The following is an 8,195-nucleotide window of genomic DNA, read 5'->3' as shown; positions in this document are numbered from 1 at the left end:
ATACGCAGCAAAGCACGCTGGTGTCATTTCCATGGGTGAAATGCTTCCAGCAAGGCGTGCACGGGGTCCAAACGAGCCAGGAGGTATCTCCTTCGGTCACCTCGCAGATATTGTGCAGACCAGCCGTGTAAACCCCGAAGACCCAGCACACGTAGCCCTTGAGGTAGTCGGTGCAGGCTGTATGCTCTATGACCAGATCTGGCTCGGTTCATACATGTCCGGTGGTGTCGGTTTCACACAGTACGCAACCGCTGCATACACCAACAATATCCTGGATGACAACCTGTACTACGATGTAGACTACATCAACGACAAGTACAACGGCGCAGCCAAGAAGGGTACAGACAACAAGGTAAAGGCAACTCTGCAAGTTGTCAAGGATATAGCCACAGAGTCCACTCTGTATGGCCTTGAGAACTACGAGAAATACCCAACTGCACTTGAGGACCACTTCGGTGGCTCACAGAGGGCAACTGTGCTCTCCGCAGCAGCTGGTGCCGCAACCGCTATCGCAACAGGTAACGGTAATGCCGGTCTGTCCGGATGGTACCTATGTATGTACCTGCACAAGGAAGGATACGGACGTCTCGGATTCTTCGGTTTCGACCTGCAGGACCAGTGCGGTGCAACCAACGTGTTGTCCTACCAGTCCGACGAGGGTCTGCCTGTTGAGCTGCGTGGACCTAACTACCCCAACTACGCCATGAACGTAGGTCACCAGGGTGGATACGCTGCAATAGCATCTGCAGCACACGCAGGCCGCGGCGACGCATATGCAGTGAACCCACTCATCAAGGTCTGTTTCGCAGACAGCCTCCTGCCCTTTGACTTTACGGCTCCAAGGAAGGAATTCGGTAGGGGCGCACTGCGCGAGTTCATGCCTGCTGGTGAGAGATCACTCATCATCCCGGCAAAGTAAATCCAAAGATAAGACACAGGTAGGCTTTATGCCTACTTCTTTTCTCTTTTTCATAAATTCGCTTTCTAATGCCTCATTTTGTTGGTGTGACCAACTATTATATATGATGCAATTCCTTTTTCTATAGTATATTTAAGGCAGATAGTGCCTGTTTTCATGGAGTGTCACCTATGCAATATAGTCTGGGAATAGATGCCGGCGGAACTTTTACAGATGCTGTCCTCATTCGTGATACGGATGGGGTGATAGTACAGAAAACAAAGGTAATAACCACATATCCTGATCCATTGGACGGGATAAGCAGGGCTATCGATGAACTGGATAAGGAATATGTCCGCAATGTCAAACTGGTGTCGGTTTCCACAACACTTTCCACCAATACGATCCTTGAGGACACAGGATTCCCGGTGGCTGCTATCCTCGTTGGAGATTATGCTATACCACAGGAAGGGTTCCCCACACCTAACTATATCATGGTGAACGGCGGCCATACAAGCAATGGTGAAGAGGCTGCTCCCCTGGATGAGGAAAAAGTAAGGACTTTCGCTCTGGAGGTAAAGGACAAGGTGGCTGCCTTTGCGGTTTCTGCCTTCTTCAGCAACCGCAATTCAGATCATGAGCTCAGGGTAAAGCAGATAATCACAGAACTAACTGGATTGCCGGTGGTATGTGGTCATGAACTGTCCCAGGAAGTGGGGGCATATGATCGTGCGATAACCGCATACCTCAATGCCCAGCTGCTCCCGATCACACACCAGTTCATACAGTCCATACTTAAAGATATTCGTGCAAGAGGGATTGAGGCAAACCTGCTTATGCTTAAGTGTGACGGTTCTGTGGTAGGTATGGAAGAGGCGCTGGAACGTCCGATAGAATCGATCTTCTCAGGTCCTGCCGCAAGCCTTGTAGGTGCTTCCTATCTTGCAAAACTGGACACTTGCGCCATGATAGACGTAGGTGGTACCAGTACCGATGTCGCCCTTATCAAGAACGGAGTGCCTGAACTCAGTGAACATGGTGCCATTGTAGGAGGCTGGAAGACCATGGTCAAAGCTGTCCGCATGGAAACCTCCGCCACTGGCGGTGACAGTCATGTATGGATCAGCGACCACAAATTCCATGTGGGACCCCGCAGGGTCATTCCTCTCTGCCGTGCAGCACAGCAGTATCCGGGTTTCCTGAAGCAGCTGCAGGAGGGCAAGAGCCCTTCCAAGAAGATCCTTGATGAGAACGTGCAATCCACAAAATATTTTGTGCGCACAGGGTTCAAACCTATCGGCCTTACAAAAAGCGAGGAAGAGATATATGATTATATCCTGCATACGCCTGTATCATATGTTGATCTCTTCCAGAAAATGAAAAAGCAGCCGAGCACCTATGCTATTGATAATCTCATAAAGAAGCGCCTGATACAGCCCATTGGTTTCACTCCGACGGATACGCTCCATGTACTTGGGGAACTACAGAAATGGGATACTGAAGCCTCTGTTGCAGGTGCAGAAAAGCTGGCAAAATTACTGCAGATAGATAAAGAAGAATTCTGCCGGCAAGTTAAAAGAAAGGTCGCAAGAAACATGGCAGCAGACCTGATAGCCTACCTCATAGAAGGTATACCGGCCGATATTGTGCAGCGTATCCTGTCAGGCGAGAATTTTACCCGTTTTAAGGTCGAAACTCCTGTTGTACTACTGGGTGGACCTGTGTGGGCGTTCAAGGAAGAGATGGAAAAGCTCATTGATGCACAGTTCATCGTACCTGAATACGCAGAAGTTGGCAATGCGGCAGGTGCACTGGTAGGCAAAGGCATAAAAAGAGTGGATATCCTTATCAAGAAACACTTTGCCCCCATTACCGGAGAAGGTGTCTCGAATGAGGAGCTCAAAGAGGCAAAAGAGGTTGTGGAATACTTCGTGTTCACTCCTGAAGGAAGAAAGGTCTTTGGTGACCATGTTGAAGCCATAGCATTCGCGACCAATATCGGCAAAAAGATAGTAATGGACTACATGATAGGAGCAGGTTATTGTAACAATGAGGTGGAGATCAAGGTCACCAGAAAGGACATGGTGATCACCGAAGGGGAAATGCCCATGGAATCCAAGATCATAGTATTGGGTGTGGGAACTTCCCGTATAGTGATGGATAAGAACTGTATCCCCGAATATATGCGCAAAAAAGCATTCAGTTTCAGCAAAGCGCTTGATGGATCATATTCCGGAAGATGATCATCCTTCAAGCTTTTCTATTTTTGCTCCGATGGACTTCATTTCTTCAAAGAAATCCGGATAGGAAATGGACACTGATTCGGCAGTATCGATCGTAGTGTTCCCTGCAACCATTCCTGCCAGGGTCAATGCCATCACTATCCTGTGATCGTGCCATCCGTGCACAGCTGCACCTATGAGTTTACCACCAGTGATAGTAAGACTATCAGGCTCCTCTTTGACCATGATGCCCATCTTTGAAAGCTCCAATGCCATAGCATGAAGCCTGTCTGTTTCTTTGTAACGCACGTGCTTTGCATTGCCTATAACTGTCACACCATCGGCAACAGCAGCAAGTACTGCTACAGTGGGTACAAGATCCGGCGTGGCTCCGGCATCGAACATGATTCCCTTAAGAGTTCTTCGTTTAACGGTAACAATACCCTTTTCCGTATCCCAGTGCACGTCTGTCCCCATTTGCCTGAGCACATTGATGATCTCGGAATCTCCCTGTTTCGAAGGAAATAGATTATGGACGCTGATGCATGGACCCAGCATCGCTGCGGCTGCAAGCAGATAGGAGGCTGAAGAGAAATCTCCGGGAACGGTGTATTCTTTAAGATCATACTTCTGGTTTGCCGGAATAATGAATCTAATTCCATTGTTTTCATCTACCAATATCTTTACACCGGCTTCTGCTAACATTTCTATAGTGATATCCACATAAGGCCTGGATTTCATCTGTCCTTTCACGGAGAGGATCGTATCTTCCGCAGCAAGCGGACATGTGATCAGTAATGCAGAAATGAACTGCGAACTCATGGAACCATCAATTTCCGCAGCAGAGCCTCTGAGCCCTCCCCTTACTACAATGGGAGCACAGCCGTTGTTCCTTGTGGAAAAAACCTCCACACTCATCTTGTTGAGCACATCCAGAAGTGGCTGGTTAGGTCTTCCTCTTATTGAACTGTCGCCTGTAAGCACTGTCGCGCCATTTGCCAGTGAAGATATGGCAGTCATAAGGCGCAGAGTAGTACCAGAGTTCTTCACATCTATTACATCATCAGGTACGCAGGGTTTTCCTTTTATGCCTGTTATATGCAGGTCACCATTGATGAGTTCTATCTTAGCTCCTAATTTTTCACAGGCGGCTACAGTTGCCAGAGTATCTGCTGACAGTAAGGGTTTTCTGACGATACATTCACTGGAAAGGGCGCCTATGGCAATAGCCCGATGAGTATAACTTTTTGATGTAGGTGCATCCAACTCTCCCTGAATCTTTGAGACATCAACTGAAAACCTCATTTGTGTACAACCTCGTCTTGCAAAATTTCTGCTCATGGAAACTAACAATGTCCCAAGCGTTCCAATCGCAAGGGTAATACTACACAATGCGAATTAAGGATTTCGTTAATACTTTGTTACATATTTCTATATTTTACGTAAAATATTGTGTGAGCATGTCGATTTAAATAGATATTACTATTGGGCAGACAACTTCTCCTTCAATACTTAAACAATTCCGGCCTTCAAGCAGAGGATTTCAAAATTTAATCTATACGACAGGATATTAAAATTTATTAGAATGATACTTTCCCGCTGGAAACAAAAATTGTCTTTATCTGTAGGAAATAAAGAAAAATGGGCGCTGTGAAAACTATCATGATCAGCGATCAACGAACTAATCGACTCGTTCTCATAGAAGTCTTGTAGTACATTTTAAAATACTGCATTAGAATATCTTTTGAATATCCTGTTTACAGGGCCTATATCACCCCTTTTTAGAAAAAGTATAAATAAGATGTCCCTGAACCCTATAAAGGGTTATACTACTAAATCTTGATGAACCAGTTTTTACTTTTCATGTTAAGCTTGCCAAAGAGATGGTTCTGGATGCCCTGCTTACGACCTATGAGAAGGACCCTATAATCTCAATTCTTTGTAATATTTATATGCAGAACTGAAATAAGTTAATGAAAAATACTCAAATATTTTATTCATGTTTGCCCGGAAAACAATGATCCATTTATGTAAATTGAAGGGATTGAATAATGATTCGATTAAAAAGGATTTATGATCAACCCTCAGAAAAAGATGGCATAAGAATACTGGTAGATAGGCTTTGGCCAAGAGGTCTTAGCAAACAAACAGCAAAATTCGACATGTGGTTAAAAGAAGTAGCTCCCAGTGATGACCTGAGAAAATGGTATTCTCATGATCCAGACAAGTGGGAAGGATTCAAAGAACGTTATTTCAAACAGCTGGATGCAAAAAAAGAATATGTTTACCAGATCATAGAAAGAGCAGAAAATAATGATGTTACCCTTCTTTACTCGGCAAATGATGAGAATTTCAATAATGCAGTTGCCCTGAATGAGTATATTGAATATATAAGGAGCGATCAAGAATGATGGGTGTTGAGGATTTGAGACATGAGCATACTGAAATAACTCTAATGCTCGGTATTCTGGAAAAGATATGTGAATTGCTTGATTCTGGAAAGGAAGTAGACCCTGAACACCTAAAACAGCTACATGATTTCATGGTTGTTTTTGTGGACCAATGTCATCATTCAAAAGAAGAAGAATTGCTGTTCCCTACGCTGGAGAGTATAAATGGAGGTGAAGCAAAAAAACTAATAGACGTGCTTATACAGGAGCATGAAGCAGGACGTAAATATGCACATGCTATAGGTGAAGCTATTTCTGATAAGCAGAATTTGGATCTCATGGATCGTTCAAAGATCATTAAAAATGGAAGGTATTATATCAAGCTCTTGGTCCAACACATTGATAAAGAAAACAATGTTCTTTTCACGATGGCTGAAAAAAAGCTTTCAGGAAAGCAGAATCAGGAATTATTTGAAAGTTTTGAAATCGTTGAAAAGGAAAAGATTGGAATGGGCAAACATGAAGAATTGCATGAAATGCTTCATCGGCTGGCTGGTATATATTTAAAATAAAATCATCAATATCAGTAAGTTAACTCTAGCGGTACATTAGTATATAATAATCCCTATTAACCTTATGATGTCCAAAGGACCTATCTGTTACACTATCGGATATGGAGATCGTACTCTTGAAGAGTTCATATCCATGCTGCAGAACAACAAGATGACCCACCTTGTAGATATAAGGCGTTATCCGCATTCATGGATGGAACATTTTGATAAGGAGTCATTACAGTCAATACTCCCAAAGAACGGGATCTCGTATGTGCACTGCACCGGTGTGGGTGGTATGCGGGAGAGTTCCTACAACGAATACATGGGAACAGAAGAGTTCAATAACAGTTTTTCCAGGCTTGTAGACTTCATAATGGAAGTAAACGATATTGACGGATATCCGGTGTTAATGTGTGCGGAAAAAAATCCAAAGGACTGTCACCGCCGTTACCTCGCGCAACATCTGGAACAGTCAGGAATAAAAGTTATACATCTGACCGAGCCCGGTCAGATCGACTTCTCTTCTTTCTCTTGATCGTTACATAGCCCTAAGACGAGCTATTCTCTCTTCTGTGGAGGGATGCGTTCTGAACAGGTTGCTGAAACCGCCTCCCTTAAGAGGATTGACTATGAACATGTGTGCTGTGCTGTCTGATGCCTGTACATCTCCCCTTCTCGGGCGGTAAAGAGCAGAACCATATTCCAGTTTCTCCAGGGCGTTTGCAAGAGCCCATGGTTTCTTACAGATCCTTGCTCCTTCCTCATCGGCAGCAAATTCCCTTGATCGGGAAATGGCAAGCTGTATAATGGTAGCTGCAAGGGGAGCCACAATGGCTAATGCCAGGAAACCCAGGATATTGTTGCCTCCTTCCTCGTCGCGGCCTCCGAACCCGCCGAATATAGCTGCCCACTGTGCCCAGGTGGCTATCATGGATATGACACCGGCAATGGTCGCCGCGATGGCACTGATCAGTGTGTCCCTGTTCTTCACATGGGCCATTTCATGAGCCAGCACGCCTTCCAGTTCCTCAGTTGTCAGAAGGTCCAATATGCCTGTGGTGGCAGCGACAGCTGCATGCTTGGGATCCCGTCCCGTTGCAAAGGCATTAGGCATGGCCGTGTGGACTATATAGACCCTGGGCATAGGCATGTCTGCAAGGGTTGCAAGCTTCTTCACTATGCCATACAATTGCGGATGCTCAGAAGCAGTGACCTCTTGTGCCCTGTACATACGCAATACTATCTTATCACTGTACCAGTAGGTGCCGAAGTTCATGATTATAGCGAATACGAACGCTATGATCATTCCCAAAGACCCTCCAAAGTGATTTCCGACCATGACCAGTAAACCGGTCAAGGATGCCAATAACAAAGTTGTTTTCAGCATGTTTCCCATATTGTATTTACCTCAACAGACCTCATTGGATGAGTTCTCATAAGTTTTCATATCCTCTATGTATGTTCATCTATAAAAAGATAGTTCTAAATACTAAATATAAAAATTAAACAGAGAAAAGAGATGAAGCCATCAGATCTCTTCGATAGTAATGTTCTCTTCTTTTTCCATCTCAAGAATAAGAGCTTCCAACTCTTTCATTTCCTGCTCCATATCCTGTATCTCAGTGTCGGTTATACTGACATTTCCTTCGGCAAGTATTGCATCGGCAGCTGCAGTATCATTCCCAGTAGATATCAATGATGATGTCAGTTCAGAGGCATTATCCTTTTTATCTGCACATCCGGAAATTACAAGGGCACAGACAAATATGAACAGAACGCAAATAGTAGCATATTTCATCTTTCACTCCTCCTGTGAACTATCTTCTTCAGGATCCCTCTCAAATTGGGAAGCCCAATGTTTGCTTTCTTCTCCAGCACCTGCCATATATGTGCCTTCTCCTGAAAGTACAGCACTTCCGGTCCCTTCGACCTTCAGATCGAGTTCTGTACCTCTTACCATGACCGTAAGCCTGCTACCCGAAATACTCACTTTGGCTGTAAGGTCGGAATATACCAGTGCTCTCTTTTGCTCAGCTGCAAGGGAATTATCCAGTTCCAGGACGATCTCAGAACCATTGCTGATCTTTATTTTTGCATCTCCGGCATGGTCCTTGATCACAAGCTGCGCATC

8 protein-coding genes and 1 pseudogene are annotated in these 8,195 nt (G+C 44.7%); 5 read left to right on the top strand and 4 right to left on the bottom strand.

Annotated elements, in window-relative coordinates; all coding sequences use genetic code 11:
* Together AB7U21_RS08500 and AB7U21_RS08495 are read left to right on the top strand one after the other, a co-directional pair.
* A pseudogene (locus AB7U21_RS08500) lies at positions 1-919 on the top strand (coenzyme-B sulfoethylthiotransferase subunit alpha); the annotation flags it as partial.
* A 170-nt stretch (positions 920-1,089) separates the two neighbouring features.
* Positions 1,090-3,141 carry a hydantoinase/oxoprolinase family protein gene (locus AB7U21_RS08495; protein WP_428388293.1) on the top strand — a complete coding sequence of 684 codons (2,052 nt, stop codon included), beginning with the start codon at positions 1,090-1,092 and terminating at the stop codon, positions 3,139-3,141.
* On the opposite strand, the gene aroA is transcribed toward AB7U21_RS08495, so the two are convergent.
* Positions 3,142-4,425, bottom strand: coding sequence for a 3-phosphoshikimate 1-carboxyvinyltransferase (gene aroA / locus AB7U21_RS08490; protein WP_428388291.1), 1,284 nt, complete (start codon positions 4,423-4,425; stop codon positions 3,142-3,144).
* Between the two features lie 746 nt (positions 4,426-5,171).
* On the opposite strand from aroA, the gene AB7U21_RS08485 reads away from it, so the two are divergent.
* From AB7U21_RS08485 to AB7U21_RS08475, 3 genes are all read left to right on the top strand, one after another.
* The gene (locus AB7U21_RS08485; protein ID WP_333786487.1) at positions 5,172-5,531 is read left to right on the top strand and encodes a DUF488 domain-containing protein; all 360 of its coding nucleotides are present in this window, start codon (positions 5,172-5,174) and stop codon (positions 5,529-5,531) included.
* Complete coding sequence (locus AB7U21_RS08480; RefSeq protein ID WP_428388289.1) at positions 5,528-6,082, top strand: hemerythrin domain-containing protein; 555 nt, start codon at positions 5,528-5,530, stop codon at positions 6,080-6,082. The genes AB7U21_RS08485 and AB7U21_RS08480 overlap by 4 nt, the downstream gene beginning before the upstream one ends.
* A gap of 64 nt (positions 6,083-6,146) precedes the next feature.
* Positions 6,147-6,599, top strand: a complete 453-nt coding sequence (locus tag AB7U21_RS08475; RefSeq protein ID WP_333786489.1) for a DUF488 domain-containing protein — start codon at positions 6,147-6,149, stop codon at positions 6,597-6,599.
* 3 nt (positions 6,600-6,602) lie between these two features.
* On the opposite strand, the gene htpX is transcribed toward AB7U21_RS08475, so the two are convergent.
* The 3 genes from htpX to AB7U21_RS08460 all read right to left on the bottom strand — a co-directional run.
* Positions 6,603-7,460 carry a zinc metalloprotease HtpX gene (gene htpX, locus AB7U21_RS08470; RefSeq protein WP_428388287.1) on the bottom strand — a complete coding sequence of 286 codons (858 nt, stop codon included), beginning with the start codon at positions 7,458-7,460 and terminating at the stop codon, positions 6,603-6,605.
* Between the two features lie 132 nt (positions 7,461-7,592).
* Positions 7,593-7,862: a hypothetical protein gene (locus AB7U21_RS08465; protein WP_333786491.1), complete on the bottom strand. Its 270-nt coding sequence runs from the start codon at positions 7,860-7,862 to the stop codon at positions 7,593-7,595.
* Positions 7,863-7,865: 3 nt separating this feature from the next.
* On the bottom strand, positions 7,866-8,195 hold a 330-nt coding region (locus AB7U21_RS08460), incomplete at its 5' end, for a hypothetical protein (RefSeq protein WP_428388285.1).

Source organism: Methanomethylovorans sp., from assembly GCF_050177135.1.
In the GTDB taxonomy this organism is placed as follows: domain Archaea; phylum Halobacteriota; class Methanosarcinia; order Methanosarcinales; family Methanosarcinaceae; genus Methanomethylovorans.
This window is presented reverse-complemented; position numbering and strand designations above follow the sequence as displayed.

Bases quoted from the DNA above. Each gene is read 5' to 3' on its own strand.
- AB7U21_RS08495 (WP_428388293.1), top strand. From the start codon at position 1,090: ATGCAATATAGTCTGGGAATAGATGCCGGCGGAACTTTTACAGATGCT.
- aroA (WP_428388291.1), bottom strand. From the start codon at position 4,425: ATGAGGTTTTCAGTTGATGTCTCAAAGATTCAGGGAGAGTTGGATGCA.
- AB7U21_RS08485 (WP_333786487.1), top strand. From the start codon at position 5,172: ATGATTCGATTAAAAAGGATTTATGATCAACCCTCAGAAAAAGATGGC.
- AB7U21_RS08480 (WP_428388289.1), top strand. From the start codon at position 5,528: ATGATGGGTGTTGAGGATTTGAGACATGAGCATACTGAAATAACTCTA.
- AB7U21_RS08475 (WP_333786489.1), top strand. From the start codon at position 6,147: ATGATGTCCAAAGGACCTATCTGTTACACTATCGGATATGGAGATCGT.
- htpX (WP_428388287.1), bottom strand. From the start codon at position 7,460: ATGGGAAACATGCTGAAAACAACTTTGTTATTGGCATCCTTGACCGGT.
- AB7U21_RS08465 (WP_333786491.1), bottom strand. From the start codon at position 7,862: ATGAAATATGCTACTATTTGCGTTCTGTTCATATTTGTCTGTGCCCTT.